At 46.3% G+C, this 22,915-nt stretch carries 22 protein-coding genes; 10 read left to right on the top strand and 12 right to left on the bottom strand.

The annotated features are described in order from the left end of the window. Positions 1 to 265: 265 nt before the first annotated feature. Positions 266 to 655, bottom strand: a complete 390-nt coding sequence (locus QUB68_RS06175) for a hypothetical protein (RefSeq protein ID WP_332990396.1) — start codon at positions 653 to 655, stop codon at positions 266 to 268. A gap of 148 nt (positions 656 to 803) precedes the next feature. Here QUB68_RS06175 and queA point away from each other — a divergent pair, with 148 nt between their 5' ends. Continuing rightward, positions 804 to 1,940, top strand: coding sequence for a tRNA preQ1(34) S-adenosylmethionine ribosyltransferase-isomerase QueA (gene queA / locus QUB68_RS06170; RefSeq protein WP_332990394.1), 1,137 nt, complete (start codon positions 804 to 806; stop codon positions 1,938 to 1,940). A 246-nt stretch (positions 1,941 to 2,186) separates the two neighbouring features. Here the strand turns inward: queA and rpmF are convergent, their stop codons facing one another. Together rpmF and QUB68_RS06160 are read right to left on the bottom strand one after the other, a co-directional pair. Then, a complete protein-coding gene (gene rpmF / locus QUB68_RS06165; RefSeq protein ID WP_332991148.1) occupies positions 2,187 to 2,360 on the bottom strand; it encodes a 50S ribosomal protein L32 in 174 nt (57 codons plus the stop codon). 256 nt (positions 2,361 to 2,616) lie between these two features. Further along, positions 2,617 to 3,093, bottom strand: coding sequence for a TM2 domain-containing protein (locus tag QUB68_RS06160; RefSeq protein ID WP_332990392.1), 477 nt, complete (start codon positions 3,091 to 3,093; stop codon positions 2,617 to 2,619). A gap of 416 nt (positions 3,094 to 3,509) precedes the next feature. Between QUB68_RS06160 and acsF the strand changes: the two genes are divergently transcribed. Next, complete coding sequence (gene acsF / locus QUB68_RS06155) at positions 3,510 to 4,583, top strand: magnesium-protoporphyrin IX monomethyl ester (oxidative) cyclase (protein ID WP_332991146.1); 1,074 nt, start codon at positions 3,510 to 3,512, stop codon at positions 4,581 to 4,583. A 340-nt stretch (positions 4,584 to 4,923) separates the two neighbouring features. Further along, the gene (locus QUB68_RS06150; RefSeq protein ID WP_332990390.1) at positions 4,924 to 6,438 is read left to right on the top strand and encodes a dolichyl-phosphate-mannose--protein mannosyltransferase; all 1,515 of its coding nucleotides are present in this window, start codon (positions 4,924 to 4,926) and stop codon (positions 6,436 to 6,438) included. Positions 6,439 to 6,454: 16 nt separating this feature from the next. Here QUB68_RS06150 and trmB read toward each other — a convergent pair whose 3' ends face one another. From trmB to csaB, 4 genes are all read right to left on the bottom strand, one after another. Beyond that, a complete protein-coding gene (gene trmB, locus QUB68_RS06145) occupies positions 6,455 to 7,087 on the bottom strand; it encodes a tRNA (guanosine(46)-N7)-methyltransferase TrmB (protein WP_332990388.1) in 633 nt (210 codons plus the stop codon). A 121-nt stretch (positions 7,088 to 7,208) separates the two neighbouring features. Then, the gene (locus QUB68_RS06140; protein WP_332990387.1) at positions 7,209 to 7,928 is read right to left on the bottom strand and encodes a Uma2 family endonuclease; all 720 of its coding nucleotides are present in this window, start codon (positions 7,926 to 7,928) and stop codon (positions 7,209 to 7,211) included. A gap of 74 nt (positions 7,929 to 8,002) precedes the next feature. Further along, complete coding sequence (locus QUB68_RS06135; protein ID WP_332990385.1) at positions 8,003 to 8,800, bottom strand: Uma2 family endonuclease; 798 nt, start codon at positions 8,798 to 8,800, stop codon at positions 8,003 to 8,005. A gap of 160 nt (positions 8,801 to 8,960) precedes the next feature. Further along, positions 8,961 to 10,004: a polysaccharide pyruvyl transferase CsaB gene (gene csaB, locus QUB68_RS06130; RefSeq protein ID WP_332990383.1), complete on the bottom strand. Its 1,044-nt coding sequence runs from the start codon at positions 10,002 to 10,004 to the stop codon at positions 8,961 to 8,963. Positions 10,005 to 10,247: 243 nt separating this feature from the next. Between csaB and QUB68_RS06125 the strand changes: the two genes are divergently transcribed. The 5 genes from QUB68_RS06125 (at position 10,248) to QUB68_RS06105 (ending at position 16,281) form a co-directional block, all read left to right on the top strand. Next, the gene (locus QUB68_RS06125; protein WP_332990381.1) at positions 10,248 to 10,562 is read left to right on the top strand and encodes a DUF2499 domain-containing protein; all 315 of its coding nucleotides are present in this window, start codon (positions 10,248 to 10,250) and stop codon (positions 10,560 to 10,562) included. Positions 10,563 to 10,578: 16 nt separating this feature from the next. Further along, the gene (locus QUB68_RS06120; protein WP_332990378.1) at positions 10,579 to 10,998 is read left to right on the top strand and encodes a lysozyme inhibitor LprI family protein; all 420 of its coding nucleotides are present in this window, start codon (positions 10,579 to 10,581) and stop codon (positions 10,996 to 10,998) included. A gap of 190 nt (positions 10,999 to 11,188) precedes the next feature. Further along, a complete protein-coding gene (locus QUB68_RS06115; protein WP_332990376.1) occupies positions 11,189 to 13,849 on the top strand; it encodes a DNA polymerase III subunit alpha in 2,661 nt (886 codons plus the stop codon). A 1-nt stretch (position 13,850) separates the two neighbouring features. Continuing rightward, positions 13,851 to 14,504, top strand: coding sequence for an endonuclease (locus QUB68_RS06110; RefSeq protein WP_332990374.1), 654 nt, complete (start codon positions 13,851 to 13,853; stop codon positions 14,502 to 14,504). 118 nt (positions 14,505 to 14,622) lie between these two features. Next, the gene (locus QUB68_RS06105) at positions 14,623 to 16,281 is read left to right on the top strand and encodes a helix-hairpin-helix domain-containing protein (protein ID WP_332990372.1); all 1,659 of its coding nucleotides are present in this window, start codon (positions 14,623 to 14,625) and stop codon (positions 16,279 to 16,281) included. 98 nt (positions 16,282 to 16,379) lie between these two features. Here QUB68_RS06105 and QUB68_RS06100 read toward each other — a convergent pair whose 3' ends face one another. The 3 genes from QUB68_RS06100 to QUB68_RS06090 all read right to left on the bottom strand — a co-directional run bounded on the left by QUB68_RS06100 (position 16,380) and on the right by QUB68_RS06090 (position 17,979). Continuing rightward, complete coding sequence (locus QUB68_RS06100) at positions 16,380 to 16,727, bottom strand: DUF3593 domain-containing protein (RefSeq protein ID WP_332990369.1); 348 nt, start codon at positions 16,725 to 16,727, stop codon at positions 16,380 to 16,382. 297 nt (positions 16,728 to 17,024) lie between these two features. Next, on the bottom strand, positions 17,025 to 17,675 hold the full coding sequence (locus tag QUB68_RS06095) for an ATP-binding protein (protein ID WP_332990366.1): 651 nt from the start codon (positions 17,673 to 17,675) through the stop codon (positions 17,025 to 17,027). Between the two features lie 178 nt (positions 17,676 to 17,853). Further along, on the bottom strand, positions 17,854 to 17,979 hold the full coding sequence (locus QUB68_RS06090) for a hypothetical protein (RefSeq protein WP_332990363.1): 126 nt from the start codon (positions 17,977 to 17,979) through the stop codon (positions 17,854 to 17,856). Positions 17,980 to 18,415: 436 nt separating this feature from the next. Between QUB68_RS06090 and QUB68_RS06085 the strand changes: the two genes are divergently transcribed. Then, positions 18,416 to 19,156: a pentapeptide repeat-containing protein gene (locus tag QUB68_RS06085; protein WP_332990360.1), complete on the top strand. Its 741-nt coding sequence runs from the start codon at positions 18,416 to 18,418 to the stop codon at positions 19,154 to 19,156. 190 nt (positions 19,157 to 19,346) lie between these two features. Here QUB68_RS06085 and QUB68_RS06080 read toward each other — a convergent pair whose 3' ends face one another. Then, the gene (locus QUB68_RS06080; protein ID WP_332990358.1) at positions 19,347 to 20,363 is read right to left on the bottom strand and encodes an alpha/beta hydrolase; all 1,017 of its coding nucleotides are present in this window, start codon (positions 20,361 to 20,363) and stop codon (positions 19,347 to 19,349) included. A 145-nt stretch (positions 20,364 to 20,508) separates the two neighbouring features. Beyond that, on the bottom strand, positions 20,509 to 21,969 hold the full coding sequence (gene gatA / locus QUB68_RS06075) for an Asp-tRNA(Asn)/Glu-tRNA(Gln) amidotransferase subunit GatA (RefSeq protein ID WP_332991145.1): 1,461 nt from the start codon (positions 21,967 to 21,969) through the stop codon (positions 20,509 to 20,511). Between the two features lie 218 nt (positions 21,970 to 22,187). Between gatA and QUB68_RS06070 the strand changes: the two genes are divergently transcribed. Continuing rightward, positions 22,188 to 22,643: a helix-turn-helix domain-containing protein gene (locus QUB68_RS06070; RefSeq protein ID WP_332990357.1), complete on the top strand. Its 456-nt coding sequence runs from the start codon at positions 22,188 to 22,190 to the stop codon at positions 22,641 to 22,643. The last annotated feature ends 272 nt before the right edge of the window (positions 22,644 to 22,915 follow it).

The raw sequence follows: 22,915 nt of genomic DNA, 5'->3' as shown, positions 1-22,915 counted from the left end.
AGACGGTAAAATCAAAAAGCAATGCCACTTGGTAATTTTCAATTATTAATTTACCTAGGCTGTGGTGCATTTCTCTCTTCATTTTTAACGGACATGGGAAAAACGTTAAATCTTCTCCCGGTCTCTCCTGATCTCCCTCTCCCCCTCTGTCATATAACAGTTCTCAAGTGAGTTCGGTCAAGGGCGAGCGATTACCAATTACCCATTACCGATTACCCACCGCCCTTGAGAAGGGCTATAAAAGTTAATGTATCTGTGTAGCAGTTTAGGCGAGAGTTTCTGGGCAATATCCCAGACCCTTGACAAATTGCTGTCGAAACGCTTCAATTTCCTTACGGTCAGGGCTGCCGTGACAAACCACTGCCACCTGGTATCGGCGCATCACGCTCAGTGGCGATTGCCCGGTTTCCAAGCTCCAAAGTGCCATTTGCAACCGAATTTCTGGATCGTAAGGAATCCCGAGTTCGTTCATAAAAGCCCGAAAATCCCCGTGCATTTCTGGAGTTAAATATTGGCTCATTTTCACCTTTACGACCCAGCCGTCAATTTGGTGAATAACAGTGATAAATTGCAAAGGAAGATGACTAGCCGTGCGTAGGTAATCCACGACTCTCAGAGTGAGGCTAGTATTGGCGATGTAGTAGAGGTATTCCATAACTATCCTTCGAGCAAAGCTGATGCTACACCTCTATATTCGCAGGCACTTGCCCGCCCGCACAAGGGGAAAAGCACCCGACTTTGGATGGGGGTTTTTACCCAATTTGTTACCCAGTTGACAGATCGATCGCACAGGAATTCACCCGATGACAGAGATTGACTGGTCTTTGGACGGTTATGACTACGAACTTCCGCCCGAGCGCATTGCCCAAAATCCCGTAGTGCCTCGGGACAGTTCTCGGTTGCTGGTGGTAGATTCTCCCAGCAGCCACCAACACCGAATTTTCCGGGATTTACCGGATTTGCTCGAACCCGGAGACTTGCTGGTACTGAACAACACCCGCGTGCTGCCAGCGAGGCTCTACGGGCACAAGCCCAACGGCCCGGCTGTGGAGATATTGTTGATGGAAGAACGGCAGCACAACTGCTGGCTGGCTTTGGTTAAACCGGGGAAACGCTTAAAGTTGGGAGCAAAAATTGAGTTTGAGCCACACTGTGAAGAATCCGTCGCAAACCCTTGCTGTTGCGTTCCCGAAGTGGCGGCACTCGCGCCAGGGCATCATAGATTGACTGCGACAGTTATAGAGAGGGACGAAGCAACCGGGGGACGGGTGCTGGAGTTTGACATCCCCACAGATACCACTCTGGTCAACTTTTTGGACGAATACGGCCACGTACCCCTGCCGCCATACATCGACAAGTCCCAAGCTTCGCCAGAACAGTACCAGACTGTTTATGCCGATCGCCCGGGGGCGGTGGCGGCCCCCACAGCAGGCTTACACTTCACCGAAGAATTGTTCAGCCGCTTGGAGCAGCGGGGAATCGACAAAACTTTTGTCACCCTGCACGTCGGAGTAGGAACGTTTCGCCCCGTGGAAGTGGCCGACGTGACGACTCACCAAATGCACAACGAATGGGTGGAAGTATCCGCCGCCACCGTCGAAAAAATCCGCGCAACTCAAGCTAGAGGCGGGCGGATCTTTGCCGTGGGTACGACAGCAGTGCGAGCTTTAGAGGGAGCCGCTGCGGCTAGTGGCGATTTTTCCTTGCAGCCTTTTTGTGGCCAGACAAATTTGTTTATTTATCCGGGCTACAAGTGGCGTGTTGTAGAGGGGATGATCACCAATTTTCACTTGCCGCGCTCTACTTTGATGATGATGTTAAGCGCGATGATTGGAAGGCCTCGGCTGTTGGATTTGTACCGAGAGGCGATCGAGCATCAGTACCGCTTTTATTCCTTTGGCGATGCCATGCTGATTTTACCAACAGCCAAGAAGGATTGACTAATGAGCGCGATCGCGATCGATGGTTAGGACGTTCTTAATTGCTGAAACATAAGCGGTAGATTGCTTCTGCCCAATGCCTTCTACCTTCTGCTATATCTGGCACCATTCTCAACCTTTCCTGTACGGGCGGGCCCTTCGTGGCCACCCCACAAAAAATATATGTGTTGTGGGACAGCCAGGAAAGCCTCGTAACCGAGAATGGTGCAAAATATCAGAAATGCCAATTTTTAATTTTTAATCGCTTTATTCTTCCTCCTCTGCTTCATTGCCGGGATACACGAAGCTGTTGGAACGCCCAGTCAGAACTGATTTGCCCAGGGACAGAGCTTTCTGAGCTGCCACTACAGCTTTGCGCTTCCATGTAGCCTTGCGCATATTCTTCTTGGATTTGGAGGTTTTCTTCTTAGGAACTGCCATGACACTAAATACTTTCGGATTGTATAGACAAACAAACATTCTAGCCGATTTTGTCTGCATCGCTTACTCGACCAACGGCAACAACTCTTGGGCAAGCAATATCAAGTTGTAGGGTGCCGGGCGCCATTAGCCTCTGGAACAACACCTAAAATTCCCCCGGCTGACGCACCCGCAGCAGTAAAATCCCCGTAGGGTGCGTCAGCCATTAGCCTCTGGAACAACACCTAAAATCCCCCTACTGACGCACCCGCAGCAGCTAAAGTTCGTGAAAGTAATACATCACAACGCCAGTAACTGGGTCGTTCTCGATGCTGACATAACCAGTTTTGAGCATTGCCATAAAAGCCTCTTCCACTTCCGCAAAAGTAGCGCCGGTTGCCATCACCCCTTGGGTGACAGACAATCTTCCGTTCTTGGTGTAAGCTGCCTTCAGGAGTTTAATCCCTAACTGTTCCGGGGTTTGCTTGGGGTATGTCGAGGCGATCGCCCCGCCGATCGGATATAGCGCTATACCTTCGGGAGACACACCGAGTTTGCCCCTGAGACTGGCATTGTGTTCATCCACCATGTTTGGGAGCAGCAGCAAGTCAAACAATTGCCCGAACCCAAATAACCCAAAGGTACACAGCCACAGCAAACCCGTGGCAATCTTGCCGTTGTAGAGACGGTGGAGTCCGAATGGGCCGAAAAAACAAGCCGCCCATAAAAGGTAACTAACACCTAAATTGCTCATTTTATACCCGTCCTGCCTGGTTATTCTAAGAATTGGAGTCCCTTTATACATTTTGTACTTTCTATCTGGTGTTTGAACAGTTTGACACCAGCAGATATTTGTGCATTGTCCGAAGTTATTGGTTATTTACTACCAATTCCCCATGCCCTGTTTGCCCTGTTTGGCCCATGCCCTGTTTGGCCTGTTTGCCCAGTAAGTAATTGTGCGTAGCAATTCTTAACGCCAGCAACATATTTCCGGGGTCGAAACCTTGGTACACTGGAGGGCGTGGGAATTTCCGCAGTTTTGACCTAAATTCCACACCAAGCGCCCTCCGTGCGCCGCACAGCGCTGGTCGGACATACATGGGCGCGATCGCCCCCAGTACCCGACACCTCAAACGAGCCAGCAATTATAAGCAAAAATCCAATAAACATATGGTAGATTCCCTCAAAAAACCCGCTTTTGCAGAACAGCAAGAAGCGAAAACCCCAGCCAAAGAAACTATTCTCACGCCGAGATTTTACACAACAGACTTTGACGAGATGGCCAAAATGGACATCTCCATCAACGAAGCCGAACTCGAAGCAATCATCAAAGAGTTCCGCGTTGACTACAACAAAACCCACTTCGTGCGGGATGCCGAGTTCGATCAATCTTGGGAACACATCGACGGCGAAAAGCGCAAGTTATTCATTGAATTCCTCGAACGCTCTTGCACCGCTGAGTTTTCCGGCTTCTTGTTATACAAAGAATTGGCACGCAAGCTCAAGGGCAAAAATCCGGTGCTCGCCGAAGGTTTCTTGCTGATGTCCCGCGACGAAGCACGTCACGCCGGATTCCTCAACAAAGCGCTGTCGGACTTTGGTTTGTCCCTGGACTTGGGTTTCTTGACAAAGAGCCGCAGTTACACATTCTTCAAGCCGAAGTTTATTTTCTACGCCACTTACTTATCCGAAAAAATCGGTTATTGGCGCTACATCACGATTTACCAGCACTTGAAAGAGCATCCTGAAGACCAGATTTATCCGATTTTCCGATTCTTTGAAAATTGGTGCCAGGATGAAAACCGCCACGGAGATTTCTTTGATGCGGTGATGAGAGCTCAGCCTCAGATGTTGAATGATTGGCGCGCTAAGTTGTGGTGCCGCTTCTTCTTGCTGTCGGTATTCGCGACAATGTATCTCAATGATATCCAGCGCGGTGGTTTTTATCGATCGCTCGGACTCGATCCTCGCGAATACGACATTGAAGTGATCAAAAAAACCAACGAAACAGCAGGCCGCGTCTTCCCCGTCATGCTGGATGTGAACAATCCAGAATTTTATGAACGGCTAGATATTTGCCTCAAAAACAATCAGCAATTGACCGCAATTGTCGCTTCTGAAACTCCGAAAGTTTTGCAATTGTTCCAAAAATTGCCTCTGTATTTGTCCAACGGTTGGCAGTTGGTGAAACTGTACTTCATGAAGACAATCGAATCGCCTTCTGTTGAAGGTGCAGTCCGCTAATTTTTGATTTTTCATCCTCTGTTACGGCGGTTCTGCGATAAGCGGAGCCGCTTTTTTTTGGTATTATGTTAGATTAGTTTTCGTGAAAGGGCGATCGCCGGAGGGTTTGCCGCAGCCTAGGTTAATAGTCATAATTGTAATTTTTACGCTATTCTCAATTCAGTATTTTTAAATTAAGGCTCGCTCTCCAATCTACTATAGCGGTTCTCAAAAAAGTGAGGATAGCCCTATGCCCACGGAGGCCTATGCCCACGGAGGCCGATGCCCTATGTCGGATAGTACCTCATATGAGAGCTCGAAAGGCTATATCTACTATCTACTATCTTTTCGGTGCACATTTATGAAAGCGAACAAAAAACAATTCAACAAATCAACTGTGATTTTTTCCCTAGGAATGCTTGGTATTTTCCTGGTGTCCTTAACTCTGCGCTTTTGGGAACTGGAGCGATTTAACACTTTAGTATTTGACGAGGTTTATTACGCGAAATTTGCCAACGATTATCTCACCAAAACTCCTTTTTTCAACGCTCACCCGCCTCTGAGTCAGTACATAATTGCGATCGGCATTTGGATAGGTTCTCACCTGCCCTTCGGCAAAACAGCCGTCAACAGTCTAGCTGGCTCCCTGCTTTCCCCTTGGGATTACCGATGGCTGAATGCCCTCACAGGTTCCTTTATTCCCCTAGTTGTCGGAGCCCTGGCTTATCAGCTAGTGCGGCGCCGCACCTTTGCTTTTCTGGCTGCTTTCTTTATCGCCTGCGATGGTTTGTTTTTAGTTGAATCTCGCTACGCGCTCAACAACATTTATCTGGTTTTGTTTGGCCTCTTAGGACAGTTATTTATCCTAAAATCCGTAGAATCTGAAGGCAAAAAGCGGTGGCTTTGGCTGGTGCTAGCCGGGATAGGTTTTGGCGCTTCTGCTGCGATCAAATGGAACGGGCTGTGGTTTCTGTTCGGCACTTATCTAATTTTGATCTGCGCGTGGGCAGTTCGTTTTATCCAAGGAAACAAAGCAGATGAAGAACAAAAGCCCGAGCTAAATTCAGCTCTCCTCCCGCCCGAAAGTCCAGTACAAAAACTGACTAAACTCAATTTGATAGAAGTAGGATTGAGTCTAGCTGTGATTCCTGTTTTAGTTTACAGCATCTCCTGGATTCCTCACCTGCATCTCAATCCAACTCCCAACTTTTGGCAGATGCAAACGGAAATTTTGACCTATCACCAGCGGATCAAAAGCGGGGCAGACGTGCATCCTTACTGTTCCGCGTGGTACAGTTGGCCATTGATGCTCCGCCCCATAGTTTACTTCTACAAAACTATTAGCAGCAATGCAGAATCAGACCCAGTTTTGCCACCTTTGCCGATCGGTGTAAATCCGGTGATTTTTGACGTTCACGCAATGGGAAATCCATTGCTTTGGTGGCTGTCAACCTTAGCTTTATTGCTAGTAATAGGAGTTTTAGTTCACCGGATTTTGGTGTGGCTGCAAACGCGCAGCGAGGCTTCTGTTGACACGATAGAACAGCAGCGGCCGATTTTGTTTCCGCCGACTGCTGAAATGTGGCTGGCGTTATATTTAATAGTTAATTGGGCCGCTAATTTGCTGCCTTGGGTGAAGGTGACTCGCTGCATATTTTTGTACCATTATATGGGCTGTTCTGTGTTTGCAGCCTTAGCACTTGCTTGGTGGACTGACAGGTGGCTGCACAGCCCACAAACTCGCCTCCGAGGGATGGGGGTAACAATTATTTTTCTGGTTTTGGGTGCTTTTATTTTCTGGATGCCTATCTATTTGGGACTGCCTTTGTCACAAATGGAATGGAAAATTAGGATGTGGCTGCCGTCTTGGGTTTAAGGCTTTATTTGTGTAGCTACTTGTGAAACAATGCACGATAAACTGGTTCCCCGCGTTTCAGAGTAGCAATTTCTCTCTCAGTAGCAACAGGGAGAGGATTTTCTGCTAACCATTCGCCGCTATTTGTACGTTTAAAACTAGGATCGGATGAAAAGCGATCGCACATTTCGACTTCTACTTCCTCAATATCCGATTGAATAAACACTTCGCCGCCAATCGCCAGATAAGTCGCCAACTCGCCGACTAATTCCTGCTGTACCACCCGCCGCTTGTGGTGCTTTTTCTTGAACCACGGATCGGGAAATTGAATGCTTACCCGCTGCAAAGTACCAGCGGGCAAAGTTTCTAAAATAGGCTTCAGAGAACTATTCGCATTGCAAAACAAATAGTGCAAATTTGTCAAGCCTTTTTCGTCCCGCCAAAGATTCGCCTCCTCAACCAGAGGTTCCCGAATTTCTAATCCGAGAAAATTCCAATCAGTTTGTACTTGCGCCATGTGCCACAAAAACCGTCCTCTGGCGCAGCCGATATCTAAATGCAGCGGCAAACTTGAGTCGGCATAGATTTTAGTCCAATCCGGGGCACTGGCGGATACTTGATATTTACGGCACAGCGGATTGACGTGTTCCCGAACTCTAACTCTTCCCAATTTTGATGTCTCCTGAATGTAATTGTTAACCGCTGATGTCGGCGGATTAACGCGGATTAACGCAGATTAATTTAGAAATGAAAAATCGCAGTGTTATGATTTTTCATTTCTAATTATTGTATCAAGCTTCTGGTTCAATGCCTGCTGCTCTTAATTGTGCGGCTAGTCGATCGGCTCGTTGCCTTTCCCTTTCTACCATCTCTGCTCCCCACAATAACATCTCTCCGCTCTCATCCCACCAGCGCAACCAATATCCGGTTCTTTCGGCTTTTGTTCCCTCCCAAACACCCAGAAATAGCCCAACTCCTGTAATCCAATAACGATTATTTGCATCGGGTTGCTGTTTTTTATAGCCTGCTGGTGCATTCAAATGATATACTTTTAAATATCCGATCGCAGGTTGAAAAATCACATAGATTGGAGCTTCCAATATTTGTTCATAAAAATGCCATTTTCCGGGGATGTAACTTTGTTTGGCAGAATATTCATCCTGATAACGAGGAGGATTATCTGGCAAAAACTCCATGACAACTGCCGGAATATCTCCTTCTAGGTTGGGGATATAACTGCGGCGAATTTCTCGATCTGGAAGGGGCTGTACGTTTGTGGCATAGAACAGATCGGGAGTTTTTATAACTAGCTGATCGTTGAAATTTACACAAATCGCCAGATGAGACGCAACTAATGTTCCCTCCAAAATTAGCTCCGCAATTTCTAAGCTTTCCCGTAAGGCGGCCGCCAGCAAAGGCTGGTCGATATCTTGCAGGGGTTGCTCCTCTAAAATGAGATTTTTTGGCAATTTTTCCCAGGATATTTTGAATTGCATTGGATTGAGTGTCATGGTATTTTACCTCTTAGTAAGAATGCGGTGAAACTGCTGAAAATAATTTTCGATCGAATAGCATCGCCTATTTTTTAAGCTTCTGGTTCAATGCCTAATGCTCTTAATTGTGCGGCCAATATGGACGATCGTTCTCGTTCTTGTTCGGCTCGTTCTCGTTCTTGTTCGGCTCGTTCTCGTTCTTGTTCGGTCTCCTGTTGAGCGATTACTCTTTCTTGCCTTTCTCTTTCTACCATTTCTGCACCCCACAATAGCATCTCGCCGCTTTCATCCCACCACCGTAACCAATATCCGGTTCTTTCGGCTTTTGTGCCATACCAAATGCCCAGAAATAATCCAACTCCAGGAATCCAATAACGGCCGTTTGGATCTGGCTGATGTGATTCATACCTTCCCGATGAATTCAACTGGTTAATTTCTAGAATTCCTGTGGCAGGTTTAAATATTACATAAATTGGCACTCGTAATATTTGCTCGTAAAAATACCATTTTCCGGGGGGATAATTTTCTATTTGAGAATATTCTTCGTTAGCAGTAGCTGATAAGAATTCCATCACTATATCGGGAATTTCTCCTTCTAAATTAGGAGTGTAACTGCGTCGAATTTCTTGATTAGGAAATGGCTGTACGTTGCGGGCATAAAACCAGTCTGGAGCTTTGACAACTAGCTGGTTGTTTAATGTCGCGCAGACCGCCATATTCGGGGCAATTAATATTCCTGCTACTATGAAGCCTGCAATTTCTAATATTTCTCGCAAGGCCGCAGCTAGTAAGGGTTGGTCAATATTTTCCACTGGTTCCTCGTCTAAAATGAAATCGGCGGGCAATTTTTCCCAGGTAATTTTTAAGTCGGCGGCTGTACTGAGTGTCACGGTATTTTACCTCTTACTGAGACTGCTATTAAGTAGGTGGGTACAAATAAACATTAGATGGAGAGGGCGGGTTTTGCCTTCATAAACTGGCTTGGATCATAGATTCTTAGCTAAACCCGCCCCTACAATATACTATTGTTTTTTCGCAATGACCTACTTACTAAGACTGCTGGAGTGCGGTTTGCAATACTTGCTTATGAAAGAGCGATCGCCCTACAATAAATTTTATCCTTTCCGGCGATAGTGCGTCACCGTTGGCGTAGTGTTCGATCCAGGTTTTGCTGATTAAATACGGATCTTCGGGCAATTCTGATAATAAGTATCCCGGCATTTCTAACTCGTCCATCAACTGACTAACTTTCGGATCGTAGCTGAGGGCAAAACAGCGACATTCTTCCGATGCGGCCATAATTAAACTATGATAGCGCATCCCGATCGCCATTTCGACTCCCCGAAACACTCCTTTCAACTTCCTCGGATCGTCTAAACTGAGGATGCGGCTTCTTTTCGGCAGCGCTTCGTGTAAATGTTTCGCAATTTCTAAGTCGTGAGATGCTTGGAAAGGCAGCAGTAAAATCAAGGTGCGAGTGGCTTTTTGAAAGTCAACTAAAGCTTGAGTTAAGATTGACAAACGGGCGGGAGTTAGTGTAGAGTGCGATCGCAAACAAACCGCAACTCTGGGCGCTGGCAAATCCCACAAACCGGAAACTGGGGAATTTTCCAAAGCCCAGACGGGATCGGGTGCTAAAGTAAAGGGGATTTCCCAATCTGCAAGTAAGGTAGCTGAGCCTTTATCGCGCACGCTGACGGCGGTGCATCCAGCAAAACAGCGCTGAGATAACTTGCGAGTAATTTCGCGCTTCAAAGGGCCTATTCCCTGGGCCCAGGCGACAGTTTTTAAGCCCATCCGCTGCGCTAATCCCATCAAACCGCCATAATAGAAAGGGCTTGCAAGGCTGGTAGCGTCTTGGATTAAGCTACCGCCGCCCCAGATGAGCGCGTCGGAGGTGCGCAGGGCTTCGAGAACTTGAAACGCATTCATGCGATCGCGCGCAGCTACCCCATACCGTTGATTTGTCTGAACGGGATTGCCAGAAAGGACGATCGGCGTTACCCCATCTGGTAACATTTGCAGTAGCGAAGCCAACAGCGCCTCGTCGCCGCCGTTGCCTTTACCGTAATAGCCGCACAAAATTGCTCGCATTTCTACTCTTTGTTGGGAATCCAATATAACTATTACAATACCTAATTATTGTTACCTAAAAATTCTTTTGTCAACAACAAAATATAGCAACCGCCCGATAGCTATTCACACAAATAACCTCATAAATAGAGTCGCAAACCTGCTACCATAAACGGTGTAACTACTGTCAACGGTCAACTGCCAACGGTCAACTGCCAACTATCAACTGTCAACTGCCACACATCTGTTTTCACAATACAAAAAATGCACGCTTTGTCAATTCCCACCTGGATTATTCACGTCTCTAGCGTCGTCGAGTGGATTGCCGCCATCTGGTTAATTTGGACTTACGGCGAAGTCACTCAAAACCGAGCTTGGTGGGCTCTTTCCGCCGGAATGCTCCCCGCCCTCGTCAGCGCTATGTGCGCCTGTACGTGGCACTATTTCGACAACTCTCCAGCCCTCGAATGGATCGTTACCCTGCAAGCGGCGATGACTCTCATTGGTAATTTTACTCTGTGGGCGGCGGCTTGGTGGATTTGGCGATCGGCTCAACCAGCAGAGAAAATTAAAGACTAAAAAAGGGATAATGTCAGTGAAAAATAGCATTGTTTGGGCAACATTTACGGCAAGTTCACTTTTGTTAGCTGCGGGATTGTTGCTTCCCAGCCAAGCTAGCAACAACCGAGTGAAAATCGCCCAACAGCCTAACTGTAAAAGTCCTCAAACCACGCTAGACATGAATGTGTGTTCGACTCAAGAGTTCAAAGCAGCCGATACAAAGCTGAATCAATTATATCAGCAACTTCTGCCAAAAATCAACACCAAACAAAAGCAGAGATTGGTTACAGCACAGCGTACTTGGGTAAAATTTAGAGATGAAACTTGTGATTATGAAGCAGGGAAGTTTGAAGGCGGTACTTTGGCTGCTCCTACCTACGGTTATTGCAAAGCCCGAGTGACAAAAGAACGCATTAAAGATTTGGAGGGTTATTTGGAACAAGCAAGTTTGTAAAAGTGCGATCGCGATCGACAATAATTTACCCCTCCAATCATCAATATCGCAGCAAACTGATGTTTTGTGGTGTCAGACCCCCCACCCCAAGTTCGGTTAAAAGTGATAATAAGCTTTATTTTTTTATTTGATCTTTCCCCAGGCCAATGGTGTAGAATCTAAAGTCTCAAATCTTATATTTTAAATCCCTATGTCCTTCGTTGGTTTGCACATTCACAGCGATTACAGCCTGCTGGACGGGGCGTCTCAGCTACAGCAGCTCGCAGAACGGGCGGTGGAATTGGGGATGCCCGCGATCGCCCTTACAGACCACGGAGTGATGTACGGGGCGATCGAGCTAATCAAAGTTTGCCGAAATAAAAACATCAAACCCATAATTGGCAATGAAATGTACGTCGTCAACGGCGACATCGAAGTCAAAGTTCGAGGTAGAAGAAAATACCACCAAGTTGTCTTAGCTAAAAATACCCAAGGCTATAAAAACCTCGTCAAACTCACCACAATTTCCCACCTAAAGGGAATGCCCGACAGAGGTATTTTTGGTCGTCCTTGCATCAACAAAGACCTCCTAAAACAATACTCCGAAGGTCTCATTGTCACCAGTGCTTGTTTGGGCGGCGAAGTTCCCCAAATGATTCTGCAAAACAAACTAGATAAAGCCCGCGAAGTCGCTAAAGAGTATAAAGAAGTTTTTGGGGATGACTACTATTTAGAAATTCAAGACCACGGTTCCCAAGAAGACCGGATGGTTAATGTTGAAATCGTCAAAATTGCCCGCGAACTCAACATTAAAATAATTGCCACCAACGATTCTCACTATATTTCCTGCAACGACGTAGAAGCACACGATGCTTTGCTGTGCATCAACACCAACAAACAAATTGAAGAAGAAAAGCGGATGCGCTACAGCGGCACTGAATATCTTAAGTCTGCGGACGAGATGGCGCAACTGTTTCGAGACCATTTGGACGACGAAACCATCAAAGAGGCGATCGACACCACATTAGAAGTCGCAAATAAAGTAAAATCCTATGACATTATGGGGGAATACCGCATTCCCAACTATCCAATTCCCCCAGAACATACAGCAGATACATTTGTAGAAGAAAAATCATGGGCAGGACTCTTAGAACGCCTAAAAAGTAGAACCCGCAACGAAATTCCCCCCGTCTACAAAGAACGGCTGGAATACGAACTAAAAATGATTCAGCAGATGGGTTTTTCCACATACTTTCTAGTAGTCTGGGACTACATGAAATATGCCAGGGACAACCACATTCCCGTAGGGCCGGGACGCGGTTCTGCCGCAGGTTCCCTAGTTGCCTATGTCTTGAAAATCACTAATATTGACCCCGTGCATCACGGACTGCTATTCGAGCGATTTCTCAATCCCGAACGCAAATCCATGCCAGATATCGATAGCGATTTCTGCATAGAAAGACGGGAAGATATGATTAAATACGTTACTGAAAAGTATGGCGAAGAGCGCGTAGCGCAAATCATTACTTTTAACAGAATGACATCAAAAGCTGTTTTGAAAGATGTTGCCAGAGTGTTAGGCATTCCCTACAAAAAAGCAGACGAAATGGCAAAATTAATTCCCGTGTCGCGGGGAAAACCGGAAAAACTTAAAGTGATGATTTCCGATGCAACACCTGCACAGGAATTTAAAGACAACTACGAAAATACAATTTGCATAAATGCCGAAACCGGAACAGAAGTCCCAGTTCGTCAGTGGATTGACATGGCAATTCGGATTGAAGGGACAAACAAAACCTTTGGCGTTCACGCAGCGGGCGTAGTGATTTCTTCTGACCCGCTCGATGAAATTGTACCGCTGCAAAAGAATAACGAAGGTGCTGTAATTACCCAGTATTACATGGAAGATTTGGAAGCACTAGGTCTGCTGAAAATGGATTTTCTGGGACTGAAAAACTTGACAACGCTCCAGCAAACTGTTGTTAATATTAAGCACACCCAAAATGTAACCGTCGATCCAGAAAGCCTACCTTCTGATAATGAGCGCCGAGCTCAAGAGACTTTTGGCAGAATCAAAAAGTTACCGGATGATGTAGATAAAACCTATAGACTTTTAGAAAGAGGAGATTTAGAAGGTATTTTTCAGTTGGAATCCTCTGGAATGCTGGATGTAGTTAGAAAACTCAAACCTTCCTGTCTCGATGATATTTCTTCTATTTTGGCACTGTACCGCCCGGGCCCGCTGGATGCAGGTTTGATTCCTCAGTTTATCGATTGCAAGCACGGTAAAACCGTTGAATACGATCATCCGCTATTAGAGCCGATTTTAAAAGAGACTTACGGAACGCTTTGTTTTCAAGAGCAAATTATGCGGATGGCTCAAGATTTGGCGGGCTATTCTTTGGGTCAAGCTGACTTGCTGCGCCGCGCCATGGGTAAGAAGAAAGCTGATGAAATGCAGAAGCAAAAGGAAACGTTTATCGACGGCGCAACTAAGAACGGAGTCAGTCAAAGAATTGCTGACAAACTGTTCGCGCAGATGCTACAATTCGCGGAATATTGCTTGAGCTATGACACGAAGATATTGACTGTGGAATATGGGCCGATGGCTATTGGCAAAATCGTTGAGGAAGAAATTGAATGTACTGTTTATAGTGTTGATAATAATGGCCATATTTATACACAGCCAATTGCACAGTGGCATCGCCGAGGTCAGCAGGAGGTCTTTGAGTATTGTCTGGAAGATGGCTCGATAATTCGCGCCACAAAAGATCACAAATTTATGACTGCTGACGGTCAAATGCTGCCCATTGACGAAATCTTTGAAAAAGGATTAGAATTAAAACAAATCAACTCTAGCTCAGATATATAAAATGTATCTAGACTATAGAAAGCTAAAATCAGAACACAAGCAACAAATCATTTCTGCTTTTAATCATGGTATGGAGTGTCGAGAAATTCCTAACTACCTTGGCGTGAGCGAAAGAGCGGTTTCAAGAGTTTTAAAAGAAGCTGACATTAATACTAAGCGGCGAAACCGCTATACTTTAAATGAAAGCTATTTTGATGTAATTGACTCTCAAGCTAAAGCCTATTTATTAGGATTGATAGCTGCTGATGGCTGCGCTACTCACACTAATTATGTAGCTTTTGAATCTATTGACAAGGAACTAACAGAAATGCTCAGCGTAGAGCTACAATATTCTGGTGAAATTAGAGTTGTTCAGCCTCAAAATTATGCTCCTCACTACCGAATAAATTTTTCTTCTGAAAAACTGGCAAGCTCTTTACACGCCTACGGCATCATACCAGGAAGGACTTTTTCAGGAGTTACTTATTTCCCTAACTCACAATATTTAGCATCTTATGTGTTAGGCTACTTTGACGGTGACGGTTGTGCTTATGCAAACAAAGGTAGAAGTGGCGGTTTAGTCTGCATCGTCGGTTCCTTTGAATTTGCCTGTGAACTAGCAAGGCACTTAGGCATGGGTTCTATACAAGAACATCAATTCAAAAAAGTTTATTAGTGGAGAATATTTAGTAGGGAAAACATACGAGCGTTCTATGATTTTGTGTATCAGTATCCCAGATTGGGGCTGCAACGAAAAAAAACTAAAATTGAAGATATTCTCAGGAGTTACAAACATGGTTAAAATTATTAGTCGAAAATCACTAGGAACTCAAGAAGTATATGACATTGGCGTTGAACGAGATCATAATTTTACGCTAGAAAATAGTCTGGTGGCATCTAACTGTTTTAATAAATCCCATTCAATGGCCTATGCCTATATCACTTATCAAACGGCATATTTAAAGGCGAATTATCCTGTAGAATACATGGCTGCACTGCTAACTGCTAACCGGGGCGATCAGGATAAAGTACAGAGATATATCGCCAATTGTCTCAAGCTGGGTATTGAGGTTGAGCCGCCGGATGTTAATAGTTCTGAACTTACTTTTACGCCGCTCCCCACACAGATGACGGGAGGTGCAAAAGATAAGATTTTGTTTGGGGTTTCGGCGGTGAAAAATGTCGGGGAAACGGCTATTGAAACTATTTTGGCGGCGCGCCAAGAAGGGGGTAAGTTTAAGTCGCTAGCTGATTTGTGCGATCGCGTAAATCTACATTCTGTCAACCGCCGCGCCCTAGAAGCCTTGATTCAGTGCGGTGCTTTTGACAAAATCGATCCTAACCGCCGTCAATTAGTAAACGACCTCGAAGGGGTGATGAAATGGGCCGGGGATCGCAAAAAAGATCGAGAAAGCGGTCAAGGCAATCTGTTTGACTTGTTCGGTGGGAATAGCTTTGAGAAGTCGGTGAATAAATTCGAGTCTGCACCAAAATCAAAGACTGTGAAAAATTTTGATACACAGGAAAAATTGCGTTTAGAAAAAGAATTGCTGGGTTTTTATGTATCAGAACATCCCCTCAAGTTTCTGCTTCAATCTAATCAAGATCCAGATGTTGTGACTCTGGCACAGTTAGCAGATAAAAAAGGGAAAGTCTCAGTTATTGTCATGCTCAACGCTATCAAACTGGTGGTGACGAAAAAAGGCGATGCGATGGCAATTTTGCAATTAGAAGATTTGACACATCAAATCAAAGCTGTTGTGTTTCCCAAAGCTTACGAACAACTGAAACCTTACATTGTAGATAATGCTATCTTGCTGATTAGCGGGAAAATTGAGAAGGATGGCGAGGAAATTCAGATAATTGTAGACACTGCAAAGCCTGTAGAAACAGCACAGGTTGCAGAGGAAATCGAGGTAGCCCAACCGGAAACACAAAATTCTTGGGCGACGCCATCGGAAACACAAAACTCTTGGGCGCCGCCACCGGAAATACAAAATTCTTGGGCGGCTCAACCGGTCAACTTTGCACGAGTCGCAAAACCTGTGGAAGTTCTAGAAATGGTGATTGTCAAGTTTACACCGCCGCAGGTGCAAGATGCTAAAAATCTCAATTCCTTGAAAGCTATTTTGCAAGAACTTTCCAATCGGGGAGAGGATGCTAGCGTTTCTGTGGGGGGAATCGTTGTCGGTGAATATTCCTGCCAACCGCTTCGGATTAACCGTCAATTGTGGGTGCAAGATGGCGAGGGCGCTGTTAGCCGTCTCAAGTCGGCGGGATTTGAGGCTTGGGTTTTTCCTCTCGACAATCGCGGGGATGCTGCGGTGTTTCGGGAAATGCGATCGCAACTCAAGATACATTCTTGGGCCAGTCGTTTACTTGACGCGGATGTCGATCGCATTTCCCAGTATCTCAATTATCTCACCCAACTAAACAAACGCCCGCCAAACTAAGCCGACGTGCATCTAATTTTTACAATCCTGTTTCTTGAATCTTTTGTGGGGTGGGCTTCTAGCCCGCCCGAAAAATTAAATTTAAATGCCGCAACAGTTTAACTGCCGCTATTCTCCCCGTCTACAATACACTCTTGCTTTTCGCCCTCATTTTGTGAAGATTCTTTAGCTTGAATCACCGCTTCCCGAAAACCTAAAACTACTAAAATATTGGCAAGTGTCAAGAATAGTTCCGCAGAACCGTGCAACCAATCGACATTTGCTAGAGACTCATTGTAGGCAACTTTTGCGTAAATTGCAGCAGGAATAGTCACAGCCACAAATACCAGAGTCCCATAAAATCCCATCAAAGCTAAACGAGGTGTTTTTCCCGATCGAGTCAAAAACCAGAGAAATCCCAAGTAGGGAAATAGAGACAGCACAAATAAACTTTCTTTGGAAATCATTAGTAATTGGTAAGCAACCAAATACTATGATAAACTAAAATGCTAAAAATTATTGTAAATAATTTTTAACTTGGAATTTTGAATTTTCAAGGTCGAATTAGACAAATGAACCCATTTCTCTCGAACTGCTAAAGACTCACCCAAGCCCATAGCTCTCAACCAAAGCCGCCGCAGGTTGCAAGTATGCAAAACCCCTCATGCGCGCGGAGACAAAACCCGTAACGTTTCCCCTAACACCGTTTTTATGATCACACATTTTTCACGGTTCCAGTTTGTTAATTGTCGATCGCTCCACAGCTACCCAGCAACTAGAAACTGAGACAGTTCCAAAGTTGTCGCTCTGCTAGGCACCCAGCAAGGATCGTTCAAAACCTCTAAATCCAAGCGGGGTTTTCTATCGGCTCCGATAATTTCCTTGAGCTTAGCATCAAAATCAAAACTCGGGCCGCAATCCCAAACTTTGAATTCCAAGCGTCCGTTAAATACCATAATATCCAGTTGCACAGGAGTTTCTACTGGCAGATTTTTGTGAGCGTGGCGAACTGCATTAGTGAAACCTTCAGCCAAAGCTAACTGAAGCAGGAACCAAACCTTATTGGGGAGCGATAAATCTTGCAACTGCTCAAACCACTCCAAAACTGTAGTTAAAGCATTCACATCTGTGTTAACTTGCAGGCTGATTTGTTTCACAAAACTGTCATGCAGCTCTTCTTCCTGCTCTATTTGATTCTGCCAATCCCAGCTCTTGAACAAATTCATTAACCCATCTAAAGCGCTAGCCTTTTTTATATTTTGCGATCGACTGCAACCTTCTACTTCGTAACTTTTGCTCAGCGCCAAACAATTTCTACCATCGAGAGTCCGGGTGTAACGTAACTCGTCTGCAATCTGCCACATGAGTTTGATTCCTCTGCCGCCTTCTGCCAGTTGATCTATGCTGTTCGACATTTATTTTATTCTCCTGAAAGTATTAGCTGTACCGAGTTTTCACACCCGCCGAGACACGTTGTAGTTTTTTATACTTAGTTGCTCAGTATTATTTCGGCGCTTACCCAAGAATGCTATCTTTTTTATAGAAGGCAGCGCATCAGCAATATGTCTTAAGAGTCTAAGCCAATTGGCTTATTTACCGATCGCCTGTACGGAGAACGATCGCCCCCCGCAGCAAAATCCAACTACATCGAGCATAAATATTGATCCGCTGTCGCCAGCCATTTGCCCCAGCCCTTGCAAGCTCCAAAATACAAGGCATTCAGCGCCTGCGAACGGCGGTTTGCCGATGCCTGCCAAGCTGCTTTGAGGTACTCGCTCTCATTCCAAAGACGTAAGTAATATCCGCGAGCGCAAGTCCCAGCGAACCTGACACCGCCAGCCCGCCTCAGCCCCCTAGACTAGGACTTGCGCAAACAAAGCCGTTTCTGCTAAAAATATTGGGTGTGACAGCGAAAAAGTCACTAAGAAACCGGGTTTTTAGCCCGCGCGCCTGATTCCAGCAGAAAACTAGCTGATGAAAGGCCGTACAGGATTTACTCAGACTAAGCTTTGCTTCGCTTGCCTTTACATAGTCTGTTATGTTAGAGGCAAGCAAAGCAGAGAAAGGAAGAAGGGAAGAAGGGAAGAGGGAGAGATAATTTGACTGTGAAAGGGAATAGGTAATTGAAATATATAATTTAAATGCGCAACAGCTTATGACCAAAATTAAACTGACAATTCTAGCAGCAATACTGCTACTCCCATTTGGCGCAGCAGTTCCCTTACAAGCTCAAAATCTGTCTCTAATCAAGCGGCTGCTAGCAACAAGAGGATGTCCCGGATGCGACTTATTTGGCGCTTCCTTAAGCCGTGCAGATTTGTTCGGTGCTTCCTTGAGCCGCGCCACTCTCAGCAGAGCCGACTTAGTTGATGCCGACTTGACGGCGGCTGACTTAATGGAAGCCAATTTAAATAATGCCAACATGAGAAACGCCTTTTTGGCAGATGCCGATCTCAGTAAAGCCGATATGAGCAGGGCAGACATCAGGGGAGCCAACTTAGAAAATGCCAACCTCAGCGAGAGTTCTCTTCGAGACGCATCCCTCCAGTTGGCTAACTTAAAATGTAGTAATTTGAGCGCCGCTAAACTCAATCAAACTGACATGAGAAATGCCGATTTAACTGGTGCAAATCTCAGCGGTGCCGACCTCAAAGAAGCTGATTTAAGCGGTGCAAATCTCACCGGTGCAGACCTCAGAGCGGCAGACTTGACCGATGCGAGATTGAACAAAACTAATCTCACAGATGCCAATCTCTGCGGTGCCAGGATGCCGAACCGAAAAATATCTCGCCGAGGTTGCGAAGTTAACAAACAACAACCGATTAGCTCGAACAATTACTGCAATTACTGCCGTGCCGTTAATGACTGGTGGCTGAATGTTTTAAGGTTTAATTAATCGGTATCGTCGCCATCGCTTTTTTCTTTGTTGGCGATCGCACTCGCGAACCCAGAAACCGGGTTTCTTCGCAGATTTCTCGTTACCAAACCCAAAACTCGTAGAAACCCGGTTTCTCGCCCCCGATGCGTCACTAACTACTACAAACTCAACTCAGAAACCCGGTTTCTTGCTATACAACTGCTTTTCTCTACTTGGAAGTACCTAAAAATTTGCTCACTACCCGCAGATATTCTGCACCGCCGATTTGTGCCGCATTATTGTGTCCTCCATTAGGAACCATGTAAAGCTGTTTGGGTTCATGTGCTGCATCAAACAGTTTTTGGCTCATTTCGGCTGGAACTACACTGTCAGCAGTCCCGTGAATAAACAGCACAGGTATTTGCAGGCGATCGACTTTTGCCAGAGAATCAAACCGCTGCCTCAGCAAAAAATCTATCGGAAACATCCAAAACAGCCCTTTTTGGAAATCCACCATTGCCCGCGTCGAAGTAAAAGAGCCCTCCACAATTAACCCAGCCGCCTCCGGGTGGCGCACTGCTAGATCGATCGCAATTGCCCCTCCCAAAGAATGACCGTAGATATAAATTTGATGCGGGTTAATCCCCCGCTGTTGCACCAAATAATCCCAAGCAAGTTGAGCATCCTCATAAACCCGAGATTCGCTGGGAAAATCGCCCTGGCTTTTTCCGTAACCGCGATAATCAATCAGAAATACCGACAAACCCAACCCATGAAATCGATTAGCGTGTTCGACATTTGCTCCCACATTTGAACCATTACCGTGCAGGTACAAAACTACCCTTTCTAACCCCCCCTTGTTCAGGTGAGGAACCGGAACCCCCCCTAACCCCCCCTTGTTAAGGGGGGGGACAGGAACAGCCTCTCTTGCTCCCCCCCTTAACAAGGGGGGGCTGGGGGGGGTTTCCTGTGGGTAAACCGGAACCGCCTCTCTGACTTCCCCCCTCTCCTTGCGGGGGTTTTCCCAGGCAGGAATCCACCACCCGTGCACGGTTTCCACCGCCCCTGTTTTAGCTGGAATTGGCAGCAAAACATCTTGATATTTCAACTGAAAATTATCTGGGGTAGTTTCGATCGCCCGCGCCGGAAAAAAGATAAACTTACCTTGGGCTGCAAATAGAATTAGACAACCAGCAGCATAAGCGATCGCCAAAACCATCCCAAAAGTTATTAGCGATTTAGACAAAAGGAATACCAAAAACTTGTTCATAGAAAATAGGGCAAGCGGGAAATTAGCGATCGGTTAAAAGCTAACGGTCAATGATTAATTCACATAATTAGCCAATATCGATTACTAACTTCCGTCGCCCCGTTCCGCCGAATTTCAAAAATTAATGCAATTCTGGGCGGCGCAAGTGCCAATTCGTAGACTGTTCGTAAGCGTGAGCCACTTGAAACAGCCGAGATTCTTGCAAAACATTACCAATCAGTTGTATGCCCACCGGCAGTCCTTTATCATCAAATCCGCAGGGCAAACTCAAAGCAGGCAAACCAGCAAGATTCACCGGAATAGTCATCAAATCTGACAAATACATACTCAGCGGGTCATTGAATTTTTCCCCTGCCTTAAAAGCCGTAGTCGGAGCAGTGGGACAAACCAAAACATCAACTTGAGAAAAAGCTTTTTCAAAGTCTTCTTTAATCAAAGTCCGAACTTTTTGAGCTTTGAGATAATAGGCGTCGTAATATCCAGCCGACAGCACATAAGTGCCGATCGCAATCCGGCGTTTAACTTCCGCACCGAACCCTTGAGAGCGAGTTTTGGCATACATATCCAAAAGATTATCGGGATCGGGCGATCGGAAACCGTACTTGACTCCATCATATCGCGCCAAATTTGCCGAAGCTTCCGAGGGAGCAATAATGTAGTAAGTGGGCAAACCGTAGCGGAACCGGGGACAGGAAATGACTTGAATTTCTGCGCCCAATTGTTGAAATTGCTCGATCGCCTTAGTCACAGCCTCTTTCACCGCCGCGTCCAACCCGACACCAAAAGTTTCTTTAATTACACCAATTCTAATCTGACCCTTGGGTCGCAAACTGGGTCTCAAAGCTTGGGCGTAGTCAGGAATTGGAACATTCAGACTCGTGGAATCTCTGTTATCGTAACCGGCGATCGCCCCCAACAAAATCGCCGTATCCTCAACATTCCGGCCAAAGGGCCCGATCTGATCGAGAGAAGAAGCATAGGCCACCAAACCGTAGCGAGAAACCAACCCATAAGTCGGTTTCATCCCCACCAAACCGCAAAAAGCAGCAGGTTGACGGATCGAACCCCCAGTATCCGAACCCAAGCTCACGACGCATTCTCCGCCAGCCACCGCTGCGGCAGAACCGCCAGAAGAACCTCCGGGCACGCGCTCCAAGTCCCAAGGATTCGCGGTAACTTGGTAGGCAGAAGTTTCTGTCGAGCTCCCCATTGCAAACTCGTCCATATTCGCCTTACCCACAATCACCGCACCGGCTGCGTGGAGTTTGGAGACGACGGTTGCATCGTAGGGAGGCACAAAATTCTCCAAAATCCGAGAAGCGCAGGTTGTGGGAATGCCCTCGGTGCACATATTGTCCTTAACGGCGATCGGGATGCCGGCCAACAGCCCAATTTCCTCGCCTGCTGCAATTTGGGCATCCACTTTGTGGGCCTGCGCCAATGCGCTATCTGCCGTCACGCACAGAAAGCTTTTCAATTTCGGCTCTAGCTGGGTAATTCGGTCTAATGCTTCTTGCGTAATTTCCACAGCAGAGCGTTCTTTATTGATTAGTTGTCGGTGCAACTCGCGGATGGATGCCATGCTCGTACCTTTATCATTTCTACTTTCAGCCACTTAGCCAATATAGCTGGCAATTGTACCCACTTACAGCCCTTCTTCACCTGCGTCTCTCTGCGTGCATCGGCGGCGAAAAAAACCTACGTATTTGCCGCAACGATCCCCAGCAAAACAATTTCATCCGGAATTATCCCCAAAACCAAAGATATATGGTAAGAAGTTCCCGATGCCCCGTTGGAAGAATGCCACCTAAAGCTCACCTAGAATCTCACCTGACGGCAGAGGAACTCAAACTTCGCTACCGGCAGGCACAAAACACCACAGAGTCGCGCCGCTGGCACTTGCTGCTCTTAGTTTCCCGAAATTGGACTATCAAACAAGCCGCCCTAGTCGTAGGGCTCAACTACGACTACGCCAAAGAAATTGTCCAGCGCTACAACCGAGAAGGGCCTACCTCGGTGAGAAATCGCAGCGGAGACCGCCAGCCCCCTCCCGCAAAATCCTTGCTGAGTCCAGAACAGCAAGAAGAACTGCGACTTGCCCTGCAAAGTCCCGCCCCCGACGGCGGAGACTGGACAGGCCCCAAAGTAGCTCGCTGGATTGCCGAAAAGACCGGTAGCGCTCATGTCTGGCCCCAACGCGGCTGGGATTATCTCAAGCGGTTGGGTGTTGACTGGCGGCGCCGTCGCCGAAAGTAGATAGTTCACAATATTTAGAGGGGGTCGATCGCCATTCCGTGCGATCGCTCCCTTTATTTTATTAGTTCGCGATCGCACGGGTGGTCAGAAACCGGGTTTTTTTACGAAAATCTTGGGTTTTGACCCGTAGATTAGGTAAAAAACCCGGTTTCTTTGGCTTGATGCGCGGGTGGTCAGAAACCGGGTTTTTTTACGAAATCTTGGGTTTTGACCCGTAGATTAGGTAAAAAACCCGGTTTCTTTGGCTTGATGCGCGGGTGGTCAGAAACCGG

Origin of the sequence: Microcoleus sp. A006_D1 (genome assembly GCF_036702805.1) — a bacterium.
Taxonomy (GTDB): Bacteria; Cyanobacteriota; Cyanobacteriia; order Cyanobacteriales; family Microcoleaceae; genus Microcoleus.
Note: the sequence above shows the minus strand (reverse complement) of the source record. Positions and strands in the feature narration are given on the sequence as shown.

Excerpts from the sequence above, each read along its gene's own strand:
- QUB68_RS06175 (WP_332990396.1), bottom strand. The coding sequence starts at position 655 with ATGGAATACCTCTACTACATCGCCAATACTAGCCTCACTCTGAGAGTC.
- queA (WP_332990394.1), top strand. The coding sequence starts at position 804 with ATGACAGAGATTGACTGGTCTTTGGACGGTTATGACTACGAACTTCCG.
- rpmF (WP_332991148.1), bottom strand. The coding sequence starts at position 2,360 with ATGGCAGTTCCTAAGAAGAAAACCTCCAAATCCAAGAAGAATATGCGC.
- QUB68_RS06160 (WP_332990392.1), bottom strand. The coding sequence starts at position 3,093 with ATGAGCAATTTAGGTGTTAGTTACCTTTTATGGGCGGCTTGTTTTTTC.
- acsF (WP_332991146.1), top strand. The coding sequence starts at position 3,510 with ATGGTAGATTCCCTCAAAAAACCCGCTTTTGCAGAACAGCAAGAAGCG.
- QUB68_RS06150 (WP_332990390.1), top strand. The coding sequence starts at position 4,924 with ATGAAAGCGAACAAAAAACAATTCAACAAATCAACTGTGATTTTTTCC.
- QUB68_RS06140 (WP_332990387.1), bottom strand. The coding sequence starts at position 7,928 with ATGACACTCAATCCAATGCAATTCAAAATATCCTGGGAAAAATTGCCA.
- csaB (WP_332990383.1), bottom strand. The coding sequence starts at position 10,004 with ATGCGAGCAATTTTGTGCGGCTATTACGGTAAAGGCAACGGCGGCGAC.
- QUB68_RS06125 (WP_332990381.1), top strand. The coding sequence starts at position 10,248 with ATGCACGCTTTGTCAATTCCCACCTGGATTATTCACGTCTCTAGCGTC.
- QUB68_RS06115 (WP_332990376.1), top strand. The coding sequence starts at position 11,189 with ATGTCCTTCGTTGGTTTGCACATTCACAGCGATTACAGCCTGCTGGAC.
- QUB68_RS06110 (WP_332990374.1), top strand. The coding sequence starts at position 13,851 with ATGTATCTAGACTATAGAAAGCTAAAATCAGAACACAAGCAACAAATC.
- QUB68_RS06105 (WP_332990372.1), top strand. The coding sequence starts at position 14,623 with ATGGTTAAAATTATTAGTCGAAAATCACTAGGAACTCAAGAAGTATAT.
- QUB68_RS06100 (WP_332990369.1), bottom strand. The coding sequence starts at position 16,727 with ATGATTTCCAAAGAAAGTTTATTTGTGCTGTCTCTATTTCCCTACTTG.
- QUB68_RS06095 (WP_332990366.1), bottom strand. The coding sequence starts at position 17,675 with ATGTCGAACAGCATAGATCAACTGGCAGAAGGCGGCAGAGGAATCAAA.
- QUB68_RS06090 (WP_332990363.1), bottom strand. The coding sequence starts at position 17,979 with ATGCCTTGTATTTTGGAGCTTGCAAGGGCTGGGGCAAATGGCTGGCGA.
- QUB68_RS06085 (WP_332990360.1), top strand. The coding sequence starts at position 18,416 with ATGACCAAAATTAAACTGACAATTCTAGCAGCAATACTGCTACTCCCA.
- gatA (WP_332991145.1), bottom strand. The coding sequence starts at position 21,969 with ATGGCATCCATCCGCGAGTTGCACCGACAACTAATCAATAAAGAACGC.
- QUB68_RS06070 (WP_332990357.1), top strand. The coding sequence starts at position 22,188 with ATGCCACCTAAAGCTCACCTAGAATCTCACCTGACGGCAGAGGAACTC.